The organism is Pseudomonas sp. TH34 (assembly GCF_016650865.1).
Taxonomy (GTDB): domain Bacteria; phylum Pseudomonadota; class Gammaproteobacteria; order Pseudomonadales; family Pseudomonadaceae; genus Aquipseudomonas; species Aquipseudomonas yamanorum.
The window spans coordinates 501,817-519,186 of record NZ_JAEKFB010000035.1 but is presented as its reverse complement, the minus strand read 5'-3'; the positions used below and the strand labels follow the sequence as shown (position 1 = coordinate 519,186).

Annotated in this window: 13 protein-coding genes; 4 read left to right on the top strand and 9 right to left on the bottom strand. The window is 62.2% G+C overall.

The genetic code is table 11. The features are described 5' to 3' along the window. Window positions 1-132: 132 nt before the first annotated feature. Window positions 133-1,293, bottom strand: coding sequence for an AAA family ATPase (locus JFU58_RS31625; RefSeq protein WP_093202955.1), 1,161 nt, complete (start codon window positions 1,291-1,293; stop codon window positions 133-135). A 122-nt stretch (window positions 1,294-1,415) separates the two neighbouring features. On the opposite strand from JFU58_RS31625, the gene JFU58_RS31620 reads away from it, so the two are divergent. The 4 genes from JFU58_RS31620 to JFU58_RS31605 all read left to right on the top strand — a co-directional run bounded on the left by JFU58_RS31620 (window position 1,416) and on the right by JFU58_RS31605 (window position 8,931). Continuing rightward, window positions 1,416-2,522 (top strand): efflux RND transporter periplasmic adaptor subunit, encoded by a 1,107-nt coding sequence (locus tag JFU58_RS31620; protein ID WP_063033608.1) that lies wholly within the window; start codon window positions 1,416-1,418, stop codon window positions 2,520-2,522. Continuing rightward, on the top strand, window positions 2,519-3,589 hold the full coding sequence (locus tag JFU58_RS31615) for an efflux RND transporter periplasmic adaptor subunit (RefSeq protein ID WP_201143076.1): 1,071 nt from the start codon (window positions 2,519-2,521) through the stop codon (window positions 3,587-3,589). Before JFU58_RS31620 ends, JFU58_RS31615 begins: the two co-directional genes overlap by 4 nt. Then, window positions 3,586-6,639, top strand: coding sequence for an efflux RND transporter permease subunit (locus JFU58_RS31610; protein WP_201143075.1), 3,054 nt, complete (start codon window positions 3,586-3,588; stop codon window positions 6,637-6,639). Before JFU58_RS31615 ends, JFU58_RS31610 begins: the two co-directional genes overlap by 4 nt. Before the next feature lie 120 nt (window positions 6,640-6,759). Then, a complete protein-coding gene (locus tag JFU58_RS31605; RefSeq protein WP_201143074.1) occupies window positions 6,760-8,931 on the top strand; it encodes a glycoside hydrolase in 2,172 nt (723 codons plus the stop codon). 122 nt (window positions 8,932-9,053) lie between these two features. Here the strand turns inward: JFU58_RS31605 and JFU58_RS31600 are convergent, their stop codons facing one another. The 8 genes from JFU58_RS31600 to JFU58_RS31565 all read right to left on the bottom strand — a co-directional run bounded on the left by JFU58_RS31600 (window position 9,054) and on the right by JFU58_RS31565 (window position 17,205). Further along, a complete protein-coding gene (locus JFU58_RS31600; RefSeq protein WP_177025813.1) occupies window positions 9,054-9,680 on the bottom strand; it encodes a class I SAM-dependent methyltransferase in 627 nt (208 codons plus the stop codon). A 39-nt stretch (window positions 9,681-9,719) separates the two neighbouring features. Then, window positions 9,720-10,364: a methionine ABC transporter permease gene (locus JFU58_RS31595; RefSeq protein WP_003211840.1), complete on the bottom strand. Its 645-nt coding sequence runs from the start codon at window positions 10,362-10,364 to the stop codon at window positions 9,720-9,722. Beyond that, window positions 10,354-11,472, bottom strand: a complete 1,119-nt coding sequence (locus JFU58_RS31590; RefSeq protein WP_177025814.1) for a methionine ABC transporter ATP-binding protein — start codon at window positions 11,470-11,472, stop codon at window positions 10,354-10,356. Before JFU58_RS31590 ends, JFU58_RS31595 begins: the two co-directional genes overlap by 11 nt. Beyond that, a complete protein-coding gene (locus JFU58_RS31585) occupies window positions 11,469-12,284 on the bottom strand; it encodes a MetQ/NlpA family ABC transporter substrate-binding protein (RefSeq protein WP_177071052.1) in 816 nt (271 codons plus the stop codon). The genes JFU58_RS31590 and JFU58_RS31585 overlap by 4 nt, the downstream gene beginning before the upstream one ends. A 141-nt stretch (window positions 12,285-12,425) precedes the next feature. Continuing rightward, a complete protein-coding gene (locus tag JFU58_RS31580; RefSeq protein WP_063033602.1) occupies window positions 12,426-13,778 on the bottom strand; it encodes an LLM class flavin-dependent oxidoreductase in 1,353 nt (450 codons plus the stop codon). Then, complete coding sequence (locus tag JFU58_RS31575; protein ID WP_177025816.1) at window positions 13,778-14,971, bottom strand: SfnB family sulfur acquisition oxidoreductase; 1,194 nt, start codon at window positions 14,969-14,971, stop codon at window positions 13,778-13,780. The genes JFU58_RS31580 and JFU58_RS31575 overlap by 1 nt, the downstream gene beginning before the upstream one ends. 23 nt (window positions 14,972-14,994) lie before the next feature. After that, window positions 14,995-16,236, bottom strand: a complete 1,242-nt coding sequence (locus JFU58_RS31570) for an SfnB family sulfur acquisition oxidoreductase (RefSeq protein WP_177025817.1) — start codon at window positions 16,234-16,236, stop codon at window positions 14,995-14,997. A 183-nt stretch (window positions 16,237-16,419) separates the two neighbouring features. After that, complete coding sequence (locus JFU58_RS31565; RefSeq protein WP_093202916.1) at window positions 16,420-17,205, bottom strand: hypothetical protein; 786 nt, start codon at window positions 17,203-17,205, stop codon at window positions 16,420-16,422. Between the last annotated feature and the right edge of the window lie 165 nt (window positions 17,206-17,370).

The following is a 17,370-nucleotide window of genomic DNA, read 5'->3' as shown; positions in this document are numbered from 1 at the left end:
ATTTAGCTGTTGGGTGACTGATCTACCGTCTTCGCGAGCAAGCCCGCTCCCACATTCGACCGAGTTCCACCTTTGGAATGCGGACAAATGTGGGAGCGGGCTTGCTCGCGAAGAGGCCCTCACAGGCGCCGCCTAACTGGGCCAATGCCACGCCGGCTCATCCAGCACCCGCTGCCCCACCACCTGCGTCTGCCCCATCACCTTTTCCAGCACGATCGAATTACACCCTTCATCCTGCTGCAACGCCGCAATCAAGCGGCTGGCATGGGACACCACCCACACCTGGCACTGCTGCGACACCTGGATGATCAGCCGCGCCAATGCCGGCAGCAGGTCCGGATGCAAACTGGTTTCCGGTTCGTTCAGTACCATCATCGTCGGTGGCCTCGGCGTCAGCAGCGCCGCCACCAGCAGCAAATAGCGCAAGGTCCCGTCCGACAGCTCCGCTGCCGACAACGGGCGCAGCAACCCCTCCTGATAAAACTCAATGGCAAAACGGCCGCCCTGCAACGGCTCGATATTCAACCGCGCGCCGGGAAACGCGTCGCTGATTGCCCGCTGCAAGGCGTCCGGATCGCCAATCTCGCGAATGGTCTGCAACGCCGCCGCCAGATCCCGACCATCGTGATGCAGCACCGGCGTACGCGTGCCCAGTTGAGGTTGGCGCACCGGGGCGTCGACGTCGCTGCGAAAGTGGTCATAAAAGCGCCAGCCGCGAATGCTTTCACGCAGCAGCAACACTTCCGGCGAACCCCGCAGGCTGCCGACCTGATCGAACAGGCTGTGGTAGTTCGGCGTGTGCTGGGCCAGTACATCCCAGGCCCGGCCTTCGCGAGCGCGCACCATCGGGCCGGAGCGCTGTACCAGCAGGCTCGCTGGGCGGTACACGTGGCCGGCCCAGATGCATTCTTTCTTGATCTCGGGGTCCAGGGAAAAGTAGGACTCGCCCGGCTCCGGCAACCCCAGGGAAATCGCATAGCTGAAATCTTCCCCGGCGAACCCCAGGCGCAAACGCTTGGCGCCCTGGCGCACGATGGGTTCCACCGCGACTTCACCACTGAGCATGCGCCGGCTGATGTTTTCCGGCCCGGCCCAGAAGGTCGAATCCAGCCCACCCTCGCGGGCCAGTGCATTGATCACACCGCCCTGTGCCGTCTCCGCCAGCAGCCGCAGGGCGCGGTACAGGTTGGATTTACCGCTGCCGTTGGGGCCGGTGATCAGGTTCAGCCGATCCAGTGGCACCACCAATTTGTTGATCGAGCGGTAATTGGCCACCGCGAGGGTTTTGAGCATGAGAAAAATTATCGCTTTGGGAACCATTGGAGTATGGGATTCTCCATGCAGATAAGGAACCCTGTTCTAAGCTCACAGTCGCATACACACTGGCACGGCGGCATCACGCAAAAGGAGCCTGCATGGGCGGTCCCAACTCCACATTTATTATCCTCGGCCTTGGCCTGCTGGCGCTGCTGAGCGGTTGCGGCCAGGAAAAAACCGAGCCCAAGGAACATTCCCGGGTGTTTGTGCAGACGGTGAAGTCCACCGACTTTGCCGCCGCCGTGACCTTGACCGGTGATATCCAGGCCCGGGTGCAGACCGATCTGTCGTTCCGCGTCGGCGGCAAGATCATCCAGCGCATGGTGGATGTCGGTGACCGCGTCAGCGCCAAGCAGGTGCTGGCCAAGCTCGATCCGAAAGATTTGCAGACCAATGTCGATTCCGCCCAGGCCCAGGTGGTCGCGGAGCAGGCGCGGGTCAAACAGACCGCCGCCGCGTTTGTGCGCCAGGAAAAACTCCTGCCCAAGGGCTACACCAGCCGCAGCGAATACGACTCCGCCCAGGCCGCGTTGCGCAGCAGCCAGAGCGCGCTGACCGCCGCCCAGGCGCAGTTGGCCAATGCCCGCGAGCAGTTGGGCTACACCTCGCTGGTCGCCGACGCGCCGGGCATCATCACCGCGCGCCAGGCCGAGGTGGGCCAGGTGGTGCAGGCCACGGTGCCGATTTTCAGCCTGGCTCGGGACGGTGAGCGCGATGCGGTGTTCAACGTCTATGAGTCGCTGCTGGTGGAGCCGCCGCCGGACAAACCGATTACCGTCAGCCTGTTGGAAAATCCGCAGATTACCGCCGTGGGCAAGGTCCGCGAAGTTACCCCGGCCGTGGCTGCGAATACCGGCACGGTGCAAGTCAAAATCGCCCTCGACGCGTTGCCCAAGGGCATGCAACTGGGCTCGGTGGTCAGCGCCACCGCCAACGGGCCGGCCAAGGCCAGCATTGAATTGCCGTGGGCCGCATTGACCAAAGACATCAGCGAACCAGCGGTATGGTTGGTGGACGCTGACGGCAAGGCGCAACTGCACAAGGTCACGGTCGCGCGCTATCTGACCGGCAAGGTCATCATCAGCGACGGCCTCAAGGGCGGCGAAAAAGTCGTGGTGGCCGGCGGGCAACTGTTGCATCCCGGCATGATCGTGGAAATCGCCCAGCCGCCGGATCAGGCCCAGGCCCAAGGAGTGCAGCCATGAAGCGGCTGACGTGTGTGCTCGCCGTCAGCCTGTTGTTGGTGGCGTGCTCCAAGGAAGATCCAGCGCCGGAGCCGGTGCGCCCGGTGCTGTCGATTGAAGTGAAATCCGAAGACCAGGAAAACCTTGGTCGCTTCGCCGGAACGATCCAGGCCCGTTATGAAAGTAACCTGGGGTTCCGCGTGCCAGGCCGCATTGCCCGCCGAGCCGTCGACGTGGGCGCTGAAGTGGAGCAGGGCGCGTTGCTCGCCGTGCTCGACCCCACCGACCAACAGAACCAGTTGCGCGCTGCCCAGGGCGACCTGGCCAGGGTCCAGGCGCAGTGGATCAACGCCCAGGCCAATGCCCGTCGCCAGCAGGAACTGTTCAACCGCGGCGTTGGCGCCCAGGCCCAACTGGATGTGGCCCAGACCGACCTGAAAACCACCCAGGCCTCCCTCGACCAAGCCAAGGCCTCGGTCAATCAGGCCAAGGATCAGCTCAACTACGCCGAACTGCGCACCGACCACGCGGGCATCGTCACCGCCTGGAATGCCGAGGCCGGCCAAGTGGTCAGCGCCGGGCAGCAAGTGGTGACCCTGGCGCGACCGGACATCAAGGAAGCCGTCATTGATTTGCCTGCCGGCCTCGCCGAGCGTCTGCCGCCGGATGTGGTGTTCCTGGTCGCCGGGCAGATGGACCCCACCGTCAGCACCACTGCCACCGTGCGCGAGATCGAACCCCAGGCCCAAAGCGCCACCCGCACTCGTCGCGCCCGCCTGACCCTGGCCGAAACGCCATCCGCGTTTCGCCTCGGCACCGCTATCAGCGTGACCCTCAGTTCAGCCATCGTCCCACGCATCGAGCTGCCCCTCACTGCCCTGCAGGAAGCCGACGGCAAGACCCGCATCTGGGTGATCGACACCCAAAGCCAGACCGTACAACCCCGTGACGTCACCATCGTCAGCCGTGACGCCGACAGCGCCTTGCTCAATGCCGGCGTCAAGCCCGGTGAGCGCGTGGTGAGTGCCGGCGTGAACAGCCTGAAACCGGGGCAAAAAGTCAAAATCGACGAGGACAGCCCGCGATGAAAGGGAGCTTCAACTTATCCGACTGGGCCCTCAAGCATCAGTCCTTCGTCTGGTACCTGATGTTCGTCGCGCTGCTGATGGGCGTGTTCTCGTACATGAACCTCGGCCGCGAGGAAGACCCGTCGTTCACCATCAAGACCATGGTGATCCAGACCCGTTGGCCAGGCGCGACCCAGGAAGAGACCCTGAAGCAGGTCACCGACCGCATCGAGAAAAAACTCGAAGAGCTGGACTCCCTCGACTACGTGAAAAGCTACACCCGGCCCGGTGAGTCCACAGTGTTTGTGTTCCTCAAGGACACCACCAGCGCCAAGGCGATCCCGGAGATCTGGTACCAGGTCCGCAAGAAGATCGATGACATCCGCGGCAGCTTCCCCCAAGGCTTGCAGGGGCCGGCGTTCAACGACGAGTTCGGTGACGTGTTCGGTTCGGTGTATGCGTTCACCGCCGATGGCCTGTCGATGCGCCAGTTGCGCGACTACGTCGAGCAAGCGCGCGCCGAGATTCGTTCGGTGCCGGGGCTGGGCAAAGTCGAGATGATCGGCCAGCAGGACGAAGTGATTTACCTGAATTTCTCCACCCGCAAACTCGCGGCCCTGGGGATTGATCAGCGCCAGGTGGTGCAGAGCCTGCAATCACAGAACGCGGTGACCCCGGCTGGTGTGATCGAGGCGGGGCCGGAGCGGATTTCGGTGCGCACCTCCGGGCAGTTCGCCTCGGAGAAGGACCTGGCCAACGTCAATCTGAGGCTCAATGACCGTTTTTATCGGCTGGCTGACGTGGCGGAAATCACCCGAGGCTATGTCGACCCGTCGACGCCGATGTTCCGCTTTAACGGCAAGCCGGCGATTGGCTTGGCCATCGCCATGCAGAAGGGCGGCAACATCCAGGATTTCGGCAAGGCCCTGCACAAACGCATGGACGAGCTGACCGCCGACCTGCCGGTGGGTGTGGGCGTGCACAAGGTTTCCGATCAGGCGGAAGTAGTGGAAGAGGCCGTCGGCGGCTTTACCAGCGCGTTGTTTGAAGCGGTGATCATCGTGCTGGTGGTGAGCTTTATCAGCCTCGGTGTGCGTGCGGGGTTGGTGGTGGCGTGCTCGATTCCATTGGTGTTGGCGCTGGTGTTCGTGTTCATGGAATACAGCGGCATCACCATGCAGCGGGTGTCGCTGGGTGCCTTGATCATCGCCCTCGGCCTGTTGGTGGACGACGCGATGATCACCGTGGAGATGATGATCACGCGCCTGGAAAAAGGCGAAACCAAGGAGCAGGCGGCGACCTTCGCCTACACCTCCACGGCGTTCCCGATGTTGACCGGTACGCTGGTGACCGTTGCCGGTTTTGTGCCGATTGGCCTTAATGCCAGTTCGGCGGGCGAGTACACCTTCACCTTGTTCGCGGTGATTGCCGTGGCGATGCTGGTTTCGTGGGTGGTCGCGGTGTTGTTCGCACCGGTGCTCGGGGTGCATATCCTCAGCAGCAAGGTAAAACCTCATAACGCCGAGCCGGGCCGTGTGGGCCGGGCGTTCAATGGCGGCATGCTGTGGGCGATGCGCAACCGCTGGTGGGCCATTGGCATTACGGTGCTGCTGTTTGTGGTGTCGGTGTTTTCCATGCAGTTTGTGCAGAACCAGTTTTTCCCGTCCTCGGACCGTCCGGAAATTCTCGTCGACCTCAACCTGCCGCAAAACGCCTCGATCAACGAGACCCGCAAGGCCGTCGACCGTCTTGAGGCGATCATCAAGGACGACCCGGACATCGCCCGCTGGAGCACCTACATCGGCCAGGGCGCGATCCGTTTCTACCTGCCGCTGGACCAGCAATTGGAGAACCCGTACTACGCGCAACTGGTGATCGTCAGCAAAGGCCTGGAAGAGCGCGGCGCGTTGATTGCGCGCCTGCAAAAACGCCTGCGGGAAGACTTTGTCGGCGTGGGCAGCTTCGTGCAGCCGCTGGAAATGGGGCCGCCGGTGGGGCGTCCGATCCAGTACCGGGTATCTGGCAAGGACATCGACCAAGTGCGCAAACACGCGATCGAGCTGGCGACGATGCTCGATAAAAATTCCCACATGGGCGAAATCATCTACGACTGGAACGAGCCCGGCAAAGTCCTGCGGGTGGATATCGCCCAGGACAAGGCACGGCAATTGGGGCTGTCGTCGGAAGACGTGGCGCAGTTGATGAACAGCGTGGTCAGCGGTGCGTCGGTGACCCAAGTGCATGACGACATCTACCTGATCAATGTGGTCGGCCGCGCCGAAGATGCCGAGCGCGGTACGCCGGAGACGTTGCAGAACCTGCAGATCGTCACGCCCAACGGCACCTCGATTCCGCTGCTGGCGTTCGCCACCGTGCGCTATGAGCTTGAACAGCCGTTGGTGTGGCGTCGCGACCGCAAGCCGACCATCACCATCAAGGCGGCGGTGCGCGACGACATGCAGCCGACCGACCTGGTGAAACAGCTCAAGCCGGAAATCGACAAGTTCAGCGCCGCGTTACCGGTGGGCTACAAGGTCGCCACCGGCGGCACCGTGGAAGAAAGCGGCAAGGCCCAGGGCCCGATTGCCAGGGTGGTGCCGCTGATGCTGTTCTTGATGGCGACCTTCCTGATGATTCAGTTGCACAGCGTGCAGAAGATGTTCCTGGTGGCCAGCGTCGCGCCGCTGGGGCTGATTGGCGTGGTGTTGGCGCTGATTCCCACGGGCACGCCCATGGGCTTTGTGGCGATCCTCGGGATCCTCGCGTTGATCGGCATCATCATCCGTAACTCGGTGATCCTGGTGACGCAGATCGACGCCTACGAGCGCGACGGCTACACGCCGTGGGACGCGGTGGTGGAAGCCACCGAACACCGGCGCCGGCCGATCCTGTTGACGGCGGCAGCGGCCAGCCTGGGCATGATCCCGATTGCCCGGGAAGTGTTCTGGGGGCCGATGGCCTACGCGATGATCGGTGGGATCATCATCGCGACCTTGCTGACGCTGCTGTTCCTGCCGGCGCTGTATGTGGCCTGGTACAAGATTCGCGAGCCGAAGAAAGAAAACGCCTGACAGCCACTGCGATGACATTCCTACACGGACGTGGGAATGTTCCCTGAAACATTTTTTTGCCCTTCGCACCCGATCAATTGTTTTACCCTCCGGGCCTGATCCTTTTGCCAAGGCCTGCCCATGCGTTGTTTTCTGCTGGTTTGTAGCTTGTTGCTGTCGCCCGTGGCCCTTGCCGGCACGGTGCTGGAGAACGCCCTGTGGCGGGTTGAGATCGATCCGGCGACCCTTGCGATCCACGTTATCCCCAGCGACAAGACCGCCGTGCAGGCTTCAAGCGGAGTCCTTGCGCACAGGGTCAACCAGCTCTCCCAAAACGCCCGTCAGGCCAGTTGGCAATGGGACGATGGCGCCTATCGCTTGAGCGCCACCCTCGATCAACGGGATCTTGCCCTGACGATTACCGCCCGTGATGCCGGTGAGCTGGCGATCCTGCGCCAACCCGCCAGCGCCATGGGCAAGGGCCTGATCTGGCCACTGGCCGAAGGGCATTATGTGCCGGCGGGCAATGCGGTATGGCAGGACTTCCTGCTGGAGCAGGGCGACGTCAACACCACCCAGGACCTCAGTTTGCCGTTGTGGGGCGTGGACCACGGCGCGTTCACCCTCAACTGGCTGATGACCAATCCTTACAACAACCGTTTGCACTGGCAGGCCGACGGTATAGGGCTGGCGATATCCGCGTTCCATGAATTCACCACGCTGGACCCCGCCGCGCCGATGACCGTGCTGTTGCACCTGGGCGAAAGCGACCCGCTGGCCGGCGCCAAGCGCTATCACCAATGGCTGGTGGAGCAGGAGCTTTTTGAACCATTGGCAGACAAGTTGCGGCAAACCCCGGAAGCGGAAAAGCTGCTGGGCGCCAGCCATATCTACCTGTGGGGTAATGACCTGCTGAGCCTGGGTGATGTGCGTGATTGGCCGCAGTTGCTCAAACTGCTGCGCAGCGGCAAAGGCCTGGCGGCGGAGTTGAATGGTTTGCTGGACAAAGAGGCTGCGCAGGTTCGACAGGTCAAGCAACCGTATGAGCAGGCTGTCCTGCTGCGCGGCCTGAATGCGGCGATCAGCACAAAGGCCCGGCAGGGTTGGCAGCCCTCCACCGAGCCGAATATGACCCAACTCGCTGACGGTTATGGTGCGCTGCGTCGTGAGTTGGCCGTGGCCTTTGCCGGTGCCTTGAGCACAACGCCCGAGACCTGGGGCAACACCCTATCGGTCACCAACGCTTTGAAAGACGCCGGTCTCAAGCGCCTGCTGGTGACCCAGGGCGAAGGCTGGGAAGGTGGGCTCTGGCATCCTGAAGCGGTGAAGGCCGGGGTCGACGCCGGTTACTTGATGGCGCCCTACGACTCTTATGAAACGGCACTGTCTGCCACTGAAAACCCCGACTGGACCACCGCGCACCTGGGCAGCAAGGCCTATGGCGAGTGCGCGATCGTGTTGAAGGGCGGCCAGTTGAAGACAGGCTTCCAGAAGTCCGGCCACTACACCGACCCGCGCTGTGTGCGTCCGTTGCTGGAGGCGCGGATCAAGGCGGTGCAGGCCAAGTCCGGGTTCAACGCCTGGTTCCTCGACGCCTATGCCACCAGCATGCTGTTCGACAGCTATCGCACGGGTGCGAGCATGACCCAGGCACAAAACGCCGAAGGCAATATCGACGCAGCCCGCTGGATCAATACCGCGCTCAAGTTGCCGGCAGGTTCCGAGGACGGCAACGCGATCACCGCCCGAGGCATCCTGTTTGCCCACGGCATGCAAACGCCGGTGCTGGGCTGGGGTGATCGGGAGATGACCCAGGACAAGCAGTCGCCGTACTACGTCGGGGCTTGGTATCCACCAGAGCAGCCGGCGGTGTTCTTCAAGTCCGTACCGCTGAAAGAGCCGTTTCGCACGGTCTACTTTGACCCGGCGATGCGCCTGCCGCTGTATCAGGCGGTATTCCACGGCTCTGTGATCACCACCCACCATTGGCTGTTCGACAGCCTGAAACTGAGCAACGTGCGGGCCGAGAACGAGCTGACGCAACTGCTCTACAACGTGCCGCCGCTGTATCACCTGAGTGCGGCGACGGTGAAGCAGCGCTTGCCAGTGATTCAGCGCCAGGATGCGTTCTTTCGGCCGCTGCATGAGCGGTTGGCGACTCAGGCGATGACGGATTTTCGTTGGCTGACGGAAGATAAGCAGGTGCAGCAGACCACCTTTGCCGATGGGACGCGGTTGGTGGCGAATTTTGCTGAACGCAGTATTACGGCTTTCGTGCCTGGCGCGCAGGCCGTGGTGTATCAGGTGGATTAGTGGCAGCCGTGAGTCCATCGCAGGCAAGCCAGCTCCCACATTTGACCGGGTTGTCAGGGCTTGCACCGATCAAGGGTGGGAGCTGGCTTGCCTGCGATGAGGCTGGTTCAGGCAATGCAGCTCTAAACTTTCTTCCACACACTCGCCAGCCACGGCTGCTGTTCCCGAGGCAACCCAGCGGGCCGGTAGTAATGCTCCAACTCCACAAACCCTGCCGCCGTCAGCAGTTCCTGCCAAGCCTGCAAGTCGTGATACGAGCCATACCGCGGCCCATTCCAACCCTCTTGGTTTTCACCCCGAGGGTTTGAGCTGAACAACACCCCACCGACCTTCAACGCCCCATGCAACTGCCCAAGAATGCGCGGCAGCTCCTGCTTGGGAATATGGAACAGCACCGCGTTGGCGAAGATCCCGTCGAAACGCCCGGCGGGCAAATCCAGCTTCAGGAAGTCCTGTTGCAGCACCTCACAGCCGCTGTCTTCCCGGGCCATCTGTGCAAAGCGCTCCGAACCATCGAGCCCCACCGCGATATGGCCCATGCGCGCAAACGTCTGCAAATCCCGCCCCGGCCCGCAGCCAAAATCCAGTACGGTAAACGGCGCGTCGCCCTGGATATGCCGCAGCAGCGCATCAATGTTCTGGCTCACATCGTGATCGCGGGTGCCTTCACGGAAATCCTCGGCCACTTTGTTGTAGTGGCCGAGAGTGGTGGCGGTGATCTGGTCGAGGTCGTCGGGGGCGAGTTTCATGGCGGGCAATACCGGGCGCTGAGATGGCCCGACTATACCTCACCTCTTGTTCAGAACCCTGGCCAACCGATCGCCGCCCAACTGAATCACGGCTACCAGGATCACCAGAAGCACAATCACGGTGAGCATGATCTGCGTGTCAAAACGCTGATAGCCATAGCGATAGGCAATATCCCCCAGCCCGCCGGCGCCAATTGCCCCGGCCATGGCCGAGGAGTTGATCATCGTCACCAGGGTAATCGTGAACCCGCCGACAATCCCCGGCAGCGCCTCCGGCAGCAGCACATGCCAGACGATATGCCAGCGCCGGCAACCCATGGCTTGGGCCGCCTCGATCAAGCCGTGATCGACTTCGCGCAAGCTGACTTCGGCGATCCGCGCAAAGAACGGCGTGGCTGCGATCGTCAACGGCACCACCGCCGCCCATACGCCGTAGGTGGTGCCGACGATCAGCCGGGTGAACGGGATCAGCGCCACCATCAGAATCAGAAATGGAATCGAGCGGAACAGGTTAACGAACGCCCCCAGCACCCGGTTCAACGCGGGCGCCTGATAGATGCCGCCCTTGTCGCTGGTCACCAGGAACACCGCCAGCGGAATCCCCACCAGCAGCGCGATCAGCGATGACACGCCGACCATCAACAGCGTGTCGATGGCGCCCTGCAATAAACGATCAAACCACATAGCCCAGCACCTCCACCTGTTGTGCCCAGCGCCCGGCGCGGGCGCGCAGTTCTTCGGCGGTCAGGGCCGAGCCGCTCACCGCCAGCAGTAATTGCCCCAAGGCATGCCCCTGGATACGCTCCACGCCGCCTTGCAGCAAACGCACGCGCCCGCCGAGGGCGCTGAACAATGCCGCCAGGTCTGGTTCGTCTTCGGCACTCCCGGTCAGTTGCAAGCGCAGCACCACGGCAGCGTCCTTGGATGCCGGATTGGCCTGCAAGCGGCTTTGCAACTCTTCAGGCAAGCCGTGTTGCAGCGGCGCCAGCAGGGTTTTGCTGACGTCGTGCTGCGGGTTGCCAAACACTTCCCACACCGGGCCTTGCTCGACCACGTGGCCGTGTTCCAGCACCACGACGCGGTCGCAGATTTCGCGAATCACGGCCATTTCGTGGGTGATCAACACGATGGTCAGGCCCAGGCGTTTGTTGATCTCCCGCAGCAGGCCGAGGATGGATTGGGTGGTCTCCGGGTCGAGCGCCGAAGTGGCTTCATCGCACAACAGAATCTGCGGGTCATGCACCAGCGAACGGGCGATGCCCACCCGCTGTTTTTGCCCGCCGGACAGCTGCGCCGGGTAAGCCTTGTGCTTATCCTGCAAGCCGACCAATTCCAGCAGTTCACGAACCTTCTTCTCGCGCTGTTCCCTGGGCACACCCGCGACTCTCAGCGGCAGTTCGACGTTCTGCCACACGGTCTTGGCCGACATCAGGTTGAAGTGCTGGAAGATCATGCCGATGCGCCGGCGCAGGGCTACCAGGCGGTCTTCGTCGAAGTCGCCGATGTCGACCTGGTCAATCAATACCCGGCCGCTGCTCGGTTGTTCCAAGCGGTTGATGGTGCGGATCAGCGACGACTTGCCAGCGCCGCTGCGGCCGATGATGCCGAAGACTTCGCCGCGCTGGATCGCCAGGTCGATGCCTTGCAGGGCGGGCACGGATTGGCCGTCATAGGTCTTGCCCAGGTTGATAAAGCGCACGTGCGCGCGGTTCAGGTCAGGGTGCAGTTCTGTCTGCTCGGCGTCCCTGGGTGGCAAGCCCAGGTCGCGCAGTTGAGAGTGGGCGGCGGTCATTTTTTATCTTCCCAGCCCACTTGGTAGAGCTTGCCAAGGGATTTATCCAACGCGGCGCGCACCACCGGCGAGTGCTGGTAGATGTCGACGAACTTGATCACACGCGGGTCGGTTTTGCTCTTGGGCTGTACCACGAACTGGATCACGTATTCCGGGTGGTCGAGGCCGTCGAACAGCAGCGCCGACTCGGCATCGAAGGTCTTGGACAGGCGGATATACGCCGGGTAGCCCTGCACCAGGTCGGCGTCGTCATAGGCGCGCACCAGTTGCACGGCTTCCACTTGCAGGATCTTGATCTTCTTCGGGTTGGTGACGATGTCTTCTTCAGTGGCCTTGTAGCCCACGCCCGGCTTGAGGGTGATCAAGCCGGCCTTGGCCAGCAGTTGCAGGCCGCGACCGCTGTTGATCGGGTCGTTGGCAATCGCCACGCTGGCGCCCTGGGGCAGGTCATTGATGCTTTTGTACTTCTTCGAATACAGCCCGACGTTGTTGATGATCCCCGGCGCGAACGGCACCAGGTCAAACCCGGCGGCGGCCTTGGCGTTTTCCAGGAACGGGATGTGCTGGAAGTAGTTCACGTCGATATCGCCCGCTGCCAGGCTGACGTTGGGTGCAATCCAGTCGGTGAACTCCACCAGTTCGACTTTCAAACCCTGTTTGCCGGCCTCTTCGACGGCGGCTTCCAGGGGAATCGCGAAGGCGGCAGTGGTGCCGACCTTCAACGGTGCGTCAGCGGCAAACACCGCCGAGCTGAAGAGTCCGAGGGCGAGGGCCAGTGCTTTGACTGGGTGGCTGAGCAATGTTTTTTTCATCGTGGATTTCCAGTCATAAGGTATTTGTGTGAGCAACTCGGTCAACTGTGGGAGCTGGCTTGCCTGCGATAGCGGTGGGTCAGCGACATTTCTTCAACTGACACTCCGCAATCGCAGGCAAGCCAGCTCCCACATTTTGGTTCAGTGTCGGTAGGTGGAACCGGTGTGTTGTTCGGGCAGGTGCGCTGAGTGGTGGAAGACTTTTTCCCGCAGCGTCCCGGTGTCATACGCGGTCTTGTACGAGCCCCGGCGCTGCAGCTCCGGCACTACCAGTTCGATAAAGTCGACGTAGCTTTCCGGGGTAACGATGCGCGTCAGGTTGAAGCCATCCAGGCCGGTTTCGCTGATCCATGATTCAAGTTCATCCGCCACCTGTGCCGGCGAACCCACCAGTGTGATGTAGCGGCCGCCGAGGGCGTGTTGCTCCAGTAATTTGCGCCGGGTCCAGTCGTTGTTTTGCAGGTTTTTGGTGGCCGACTGAATGGCGTTGCTCTTTACGTACTGGATCGGTTCATCGATGTCGTACTGGGAGAAATCAATCGCCGTGGACGCCGAGAAATGCGCCACGCCGGCTTCCGCGCTGGCGTAGCTCAGGTACTCGGCGTGCTTGGCCCACGCGGCCTCTTCGGTGGCGCCCACAATCACGTTCAGCCCCATGAACACCTTGATGTCGTCCGGGTTACGCCCGGCTTCCACGGCGCTGGCGCGCACCTTGTCCACCTGGGTTTTGGTCGAGGCCTTGTTCTGCCCACTGATGAATACGCACTCGGCATGACGCCCGGCGAACAGCAAGCCACGGTCCGAACTGCCCGCCTGGAACAGCACCGGTGTGCGTTGCGGCGACGGCTCGCACAGGTGATAGCCCTCGACCTGATAGAACTCGCCCTTGTGCTCGACCTTGTGCACCTTCTCCGGCTGGGCATACACCCGCGCCTGCGGATCGTTGATCACCGCGTCGTTTTCCCAACTGCCTTCCCAAAGCTTGTAGAGCACTTCCAGGTATTCGTCGGCCTGGTCGTAGCGCCGGTCATGCTCGACCTGCTCGGTCAGGCCCATGGCCTTGGCGGCACTGTCCAGATAGCCGGTGACGATGTTCCAGCCCACCCGGCCACGGCTCAGGTGGTCGAGGGTCGACATGCGCCGGGCGAACAGATACGGCGGTTCGTAGGTGAGGTTGGCGGTCAGGCCGAAGCCGAGGTTTTTGGTCACCGCCGCCATGGCCGAGACCAGCAGCAACGGGTCGTTGACCGGCAGCTGGATAGACTCTTTGAGCGGCACATCCACCGAATTCTGGTAGACGTCGTACACGCCGACGATGTCGGCGATGAACAGCCCGTCGAACAGTCCGCGCTCCAGCAGCTGTGCCAGTTCGGTCCAGTATTCGAGGGTCTTGTATTGAGTCGAAGTGTCCCGTGGATGGGTCCATAGGCCATGGTTGATGTGCCCGATGCAGTTCATGTTGAAGGCATTGAGCAGGATCTTTTTCTTGGCCATCAGATAGTCCCCCGCAGTGGCGGGTTTTCATCGTTGAGGTAGTAATTGCCCACCGCGTGATACTTCCAGCGCACCGGGTCGTGCAGGGTGTGCACCCGAGCGTTGCGCCAGTGGCGGTCCAGACCGTGTTCGGCGAGGGTGGCCTGGCTGCCCGCGAGTTCGAACAGGGTGCTGCCGGCGGCCAGGGAAATCTCGGTGCTCAGGGCGCGCACTTCAGCGACGGCGATGGATGCGGCCGCGACGGTGTCGGCATTGCTGTCAGCTTGGGCACGGTCGAGGAATTCACCGGAGCGCTCCAGCAGGGCTTCTGTGGCGTGCAGGCGGATGCTCAAGTGGCCGAAGCTTTTCAGGGTCAGCGGGTCTTCGGTGGCCTTGTCGCTGGTGGCGTCGATCCATGGCCGGGTCTTGGTGCGCACGAAGTGCAGCGCATCTTCATAGGCCGCACGGGCGATGCCGGTGTCGATGGCGGCGTGAAGGATCTGCGCCAGCGGGCCGACGGTGGTCGGGCGTTCGAAGGCGCTCTGGAACGGAATCACGTCCTGGGCCGCGACCCACACGTTATCGAACACCACCGAACCGCTGCCGGTGGTGCGCTGGCCGAAGCCGCTCCAGTCGTCGATCACAGTTAGACCCTCACTGTCACGGGTGACAAAGGCCAGTTGCTGCACGCCGTTTTCGTCCACTACAGACGTGGGAATGCGTTGGGCGTAGATCGCACCGGTCGAGTAGAACTTGCGACCGGTGATACGGAAACCGTCACCGTCGCGGGTGATTTTCGTGATGCGGTCGTGGGCGGTCTTGGTGCCCAGCTCCGCCAGGGCATTGCCGAAGCGCTGGCCGGCGAGGACTTCGGCGTACAGGCGTTTTTGCTGCGCCGGGCTGCCATTTACCCGCAGTACTTCGAGGGCATAAAAGTGGTTCTGCGGGATCTGCCCCAAGGATGCATCCGCCTGGGCAATCAGTGCCGTGACCTTGGCCAGCGTCACGTTGGAAACGCCGGCACCGCCGAATTCCTTGGGTACGCTGATGCCCCACAGGCCGGAGCGGGAAAACACGTCCAATTCAGGCAGGGGCAAGCGGCGTTCGCGGTCACGCAAGGCGCTGTCGCGGCGGAAGTCTTCGGCCAGGTCGCTGGCGACAATAAGGGCTTGTTCATCGCTGGTAATAACCGCGACGTGATGAGAAAGAGTCATAGGTTTCTCCAGAGGTCTGGTCGTTAAATCCAGGAATGCCGGGCAGGCAAAGTGCCGTTCAGGTGATAGGCGCCCACCGCGTGATATTTCCAGCGCACCGGGTCGTGCAGGGTGTGCACCCGGGCGTTGCGCCAGTGACGGTCGAGGTTGAATTCGGCGAGGGTCGCGCGGCTGCCGGCCAGTTCGAACAGCTTTTCGCTGGCAAGCAAGGAAATCTCGGTGGTCAGCACCTTGGCTTCGGCCACGGCAATCGAGGCGCGTGCGGCTGACTGCGCGGTGATCGGTGCGGCACTGACTTGGTCCAGTACCTGGCCGGCCTTGCGCAGCAGGGCTTCAGCGGCGTGCAGTTCGATCTTCAGCTTGCCGATATCGGCGATCACATACAGGTCATCGCTGGCCCGCTCGACCTTGGCGTCGATCCATGGCCGGGAGCGTTCGCGTACAAAGCTGATGGTGTCTTCGAGAGCACCACGGGCGATGCCGGCGTCGATGGCCGCCTGGATCAATTGCGAAACGGCGCCCTGGATCCCCGGCGTTTCGCCGAGGCGCCACGTCTCCACCACCAGTTCGGCGTCCACCGCCACCTGATCGAGCAGTACCGTGCCGCTGGCCGTGGTGCGTTGGCCAAAGCCTGACCAGTCATCGACGATACGCAGGCCTTCGGTGCCACGGCGCACGAACGCCATGACGACTTTGCCGTCATCGTTCAACGCCTTGACCGCCACCCAGTGGGCGAATAGCGCGCCGGTGGAGTAGAACTTCTGGCCACTGATGACGTAGCCGTCACCCTCGGCGGTGATGCGTGACTTGAGGTCCAGGGTGTTTTTGGTGCCGCGTTCCGGGCCGCCGTTGCCGATGCGCCAGCCGTCCAGCACGCTCTGGAACAGCTGCTTTTTCTGGCGCTCGCTGGCCGCACCTTGCAGCACGTGCAGGATGCCGAAATGGTTCTGCGGGATTTGCCCCAGCGCCGGGTCGGCCGCACTGATGATCGCGAACACTTCCGCCAGGGTCACAAAGGACACTTGCGGGCCGCCGTACTCACGGGGAATGGAAATACTGCCCAGGCCACTGCGGGTGAAGTGTTCGAGTTCAGCCCAAGGCAGTTTGCGTTGCTGATCGCGCTTGGCCGCTTGCAGGCGCGCAGCCTGTGCCAGCTCATGAGCCGCGCTCAGTGCCTCGGCGTCGTTGCGCAGCACCTTGGCGGGCAACAACAGCGGGGCGACGTCCAGATCACTCTGGGGGGGTGTTTGTGCCAAGTTAGACATCAGCGCCGCTCCTTGGCTGCACGCAATGCCCTGGCGTTACGCACCGGGGTAATTTTGACCATACCTACCTCACATCCGTTGAAAAGATAAAAAATCAGGAATGTCCGGTGGTCCGGTGCATATACCCTAAGCGTGTTAAATTTTTTAATAAACTAACTTTTAGGAATATGCATAGAAGGTCTGTCACCCGGGCTCACAGGGTGAACCGGGGCGGCGGGGTTGGTAGACCAGCGCAGGCTTGGCGGGGCTGGTCGGGGCCTTGGGAGCGTACGTAGCGATGCGCAGGGTGCGGGCTGGCGCCCAGCGTGAATTATTGCCGACCCGGTCGAGAATGCAGTAAGTGACTTCGAGGCGATGGTCGTCCCCGGCCTCGACGATGACCGACGATGGCACCCACACCTGCACGGCCTTGCCGACATCGCTGGCCTGGATTTTGGGCAGGTCCAGGCGTACGTCACCCCAGCGCAGCGTGATCTCGTCGTCGGTCGCCATGTTCAGGTACGGCTCGATGGTGAGAGGCACGCCTCGGCGAATCTGGCTGCTGTTGACGCCATGGCGGCGGATGGTTTCGGGCAGGCTGACGGCGGCCAGGTTCTGGTTTTCGTCAATGCTCAGTGCGCAGGGCCGGCCGCCGGGGTAATCGGTCTTGATCTGTATCCGAGTGATGGCTGAGCGCGCCGAGTCGCGTCCGACTTGCATGACCCGGTAATGAATCCGCGCCGGGCCATTTTGCACAAAGCTTTCCGGCACCCGCAGGCTGGTGGACATGCCGATTTTGCCGGCGGTGACACGCCGTGAGGCGGCAAAGCAGTTGTTCCAGAACAACTCGATCAGGTCGCCTTCATCCATGCCGCAGTAAGGCGCGATATCGACTTGCAAGTTTGTCGCGGCGAGGGCATTGATGCCTTCTCGATTGGCCTGGGGCAAGGTCGGGGCAGTGAGCAGCGCCTGAGTGGAAATACGCTTCATAAATAATCTCCTTGATGCAGCCAGCAGCCATCGCTCCGGACATTAAGCGCGGGCAGGCGGCGTAGTCCGAAAGGAACGACTTAATGAAAAACCGGAATGGATCCAATTATCTGGGTTCTAGATAAGAGGCTTGGTTAGTTGGCGTCAAGAGGCTGGGCGGGGCAA

Coding starts and splice junctions, on each gene's coding strand:
- JFU58_RS31625 (WP_093202955.1), bottom strand. CDS start 1,293: ATGCTCAAAACCCTCGCGGTGGCCAATTACCGCTCGATCAACAAATTG.
- JFU58_RS31620 (WP_063033608.1), top strand. CDS start 1,416: ATGGGCGGTCCCAACTCCACATTTATTATCCTCGGCCTTGGCCTGCTG.
- JFU58_RS31615 (WP_201143076.1), top strand. CDS start 2,519: ATGAAGCGGCTGACGTGTGTGCTCGCCGTCAGCCTGTTGTTGGTGGCG.
- JFU58_RS31610 (WP_201143075.1), top strand. CDS start 3,586: ATGAAAGGGAGCTTCAACTTATCCGACTGGGCCCTCAAGCATCAGTCC.
- JFU58_RS31605 (WP_201143074.1), top strand. CDS start 6,760: ATGCGTTGTTTTCTGCTGGTTTGTAGCTTGTTGCTGTCGCCCGTGGCC.
- JFU58_RS31600 (WP_177025813.1), bottom strand. CDS start 9,680: ATGAAACTCGCCCCCGACGACCTCGACCAGATCACCGCCACCACTCTC.
- JFU58_RS31595 (WP_003211840.1), bottom strand. CDS start 10,364: ATGTGGTTTGATCGTTTATTGCAGGGCGCCATCGACACGCTGTTGATG.
- JFU58_RS31590 (WP_177025814.1), bottom strand. CDS start 11,472: ATGACCGCCGCCCACTCTCAACTGCGCGACCTGGGCTTGCCACCCAGG.
- JFU58_RS31585 (WP_177071052.1), bottom strand. CDS start 12,284: ATGAAAAAAACATTGCTCAGCCACCCAGTCAAAGCACTGGCCCTCGCC.
- JFU58_RS31580 (WP_063033602.1), bottom strand. CDS start 13,778: ATGGCCAAGAAAAAGATCCTGCTCAATGCCTTCAACATGAACTGCATC.
- JFU58_RS31575 (WP_177025816.1), bottom strand. CDS start 14,971: ATGACTCTTTCTCATCACGTCGCGGTTATTACCAGCGATGAACAAGCC.
- JFU58_RS31570 (WP_177025817.1), bottom strand. CDS start 16,236: ATGTCTAACTTGGCACAAACACCCCCCCAGAGTGATCTGGACGTCGCC.
- JFU58_RS31565 (WP_093202916.1), bottom strand. CDS start 17,205: ATGAAGCGTATTTCCACTCAGGCGCTGCTCACTGCCCCGACCTTGCCC.